A 2,034-nucleotide genomic window follows, 5' to 3' on the forward strand; every position below is an offset into this window, starting at 1 on the left:
TCCCAGCCTCCTATGCTCCCAGAAGAACTGGTTCTGTATCCAGTTAGATATCTGTCGTCTACACACATCCTCGATACTCGTTTTGGAAATACGGGCTAGTAGAATCATTAGCTTCCATACAAGCTCGTTGCTGAATATAGTTAACTGTAGAGTTATATCGGCGTCCCTCATGTTGTAAGCTATAAGGTGGGATGCCGAGATATCGCCGATCGCCTCCTCAAACCCTATTTTAGATATGCCGATGAGTGCCGAGGACACCGCATCAAGCTTCTCCTCCTGGTACTTGCCTCCAAAGGCATAGTTCTTCACGGCTCTATTCGAGAAGAACTTATAGAGGTCTAGGTGTATCCCTGTATCAATTCTAACCATGTCCTCGCCGAGGATGAATGGGATTGTGTGTCTCGGTATCCCTAGTCTTATGGCCCTTGTATAAATATACATTAAGTCGAAGTTATCCCCATTATAAGTGAGTACTACAGGGTACCTTGAAATAGTCTTGAGAGTTTCAAGGATCAACGCCTTCTCTGAGTCGAATACCTCAACCTCAATATCGACAGGGTAGTCATCAGACATGTAGTCGAATCTCTCTTTGAATCTTCTCCCCAGTAGAAGTACCTTTCTAAAGCCATTATTTGATGAAAGCCCTATACTGATAACAGGGTACTCTCCCTGTCTTGGATTAGGTATTCTACCTTTAAAGGGCGTATACACCTCGATATCGATAGCTATTCTCAATGCTTTTGGTGGCGCCTCCTCAAATAGTAGTAGGTAGTCCTCGGCTAGTTTAATAGTTTCCTCGGGCTCATTCTTAAATAATTCCCTTAACGATTGTATCAGTGTTAACGGTATCTCGGGTTTCACCAGTGTTATTCTCGGCTTGGAGCCATCGTTCTCGATGATGTACTTCATTCCCGGGATTAATCCATTATCATAGACATAGTTATTATGGTATTTGATTTTAGCTTCCCATACAGAGGCGTTACTAGGCATCTTTGACCTTAGCTTCTTCACTGCTAATGGGTCTCTCGTGATTATCTTGGTGACTCTGATCTTCTTCATGGTTAACGGGTTAGTCTTATATACTTCCTCAAAGCCTTCGACATACTTATCCCTGGCTATATCATTTAATGATTTTATCTCGTCAATGCTTAGATCTGTTAGGAAATATGGCTTATGCCCAACTGGATCCATTATTTTTACCAGTTTACTGCCATCCTCATCGAGGAACTCTAGTATTGCTTTCCCCAGCTTTCCATCATAGTATACTCCGAGCAGGTAGTGTGGTTTACTTAAAACCTTGTACGATGTGAAAGACTCCTTAACATGTAGTGGTGTATCCATGCTTCGCATGGATCCTTCATCCTTCTCTGAGAATCATTATTGCCTGCAGAATATCTCCCCTTGTCTTTAATAGAGCTTCCCTGGCTTTCTCGTAACTAGCCCCTGTCTGTTCCATGACGAACCTTATGTCTTCCTCGGGTATCTTCACTTCTTCAACTTGCTTAGCTTCCTCGCTTTGCTGAATTGTCTCCGGGATGCCTGAAACCTGGTAGAATACCTGTCCACTCGCCTTGAATACTAGTACCTGTGGCTCTTTAACAAGTATCTTCTTGTCCTCGAGAACTATCTCAACTCTTTTTACACCAGTCAACTCCTCGACATCAATACCCATCTTCTTCAGAAGCCTTTTTAACTCTCGTGGATTAGATGCGAACATGATAAACACCAAGTTATAAAAAGCTTGACTATAAATCAATATGGTAGAGCACTAAAAATATGTTTCCCTCAATGGGTTTCATTGAGTTGTTTACCATGACTTTGGTGATACAATGTTGAAGATTAAGGTGCTGGGAGGAGGTAGAGAAGTAGGTAGGGCAGCGTATCTTATTGAGGATGGCTCTCAGAAATTCCTACTGGATTACGGGGTAAACTTCGATGAAAGGGATTTACCTAGGCTCCCTCATCATGTGAAGCCCCTTGAAATAAGCGGGTTAATAATATCACATGCCCACCTAGACCATGTTGGTGCAGCAC

The 2,034-nt window shown here is 42.6% G+C and carries 3 protein-coding genes; 1 reads left to right on the plus strand and 2 read right to left on the minus strand.

Annotated elements, in window-relative coordinates; all coding sequences use genetic code 11:
- Both ACP5N5_RS06795 and ACP5N5_RS06800 read right to left on the minus strand, forming a co-directional pair.
- Positions 1–1,350: 3'-5' exonuclease (locus ACP5N5_RS06795; protein WP_428134410.1), on the minus strand; the 1,350-nt coding region annotated here is incomplete at its 3' end.
- A 7-nt stretch (positions 1,351–1,357) separates the two neighbouring features.
- The gene (locus ACP5N5_RS06800; protein ID WP_012608982.1) at positions 1,358–1,717 is read right to left on the minus strand and encodes a nascent polypeptide-associated complex protein; all 360 of its coding nucleotides are present in this window, start codon (positions 1,715–1,717) and stop codon (positions 1,358–1,360) included.
- Between the two features lie 112 nt (positions 1,718–1,829).
- On the opposite strand from ACP5N5_RS06800, the gene ACP5N5_RS06805 reads away from it, so the two are divergent.
- The coding region (locus ACP5N5_RS06805) for an MBL fold metallo-hydrolase (RefSeq protein WP_428134415.1) at positions 1,830–2,034 on the plus strand (205 nt) is incomplete at its 3' end.

This window comes from Desulfurococcus sp. (genome assembly GCF_049970475.1).
GTDB classification, from domain to species: Archaea; Thermoproteota; Thermoprotei_A; order Sulfolobales; family Desulfurococcaceae; genus Desulfurococcus; species Desulfurococcus amylolyticus.

Excerpts from the sequence above, each read along its gene's own strand:
- ACP5N5_RS06800 (WP_012608982.1), bottom strand. The coding sequence starts at position 1,717 with ATGTTCGCATCTAATCCACGAGAGTTAAAAAGGCTTCTGAAGAAGATG.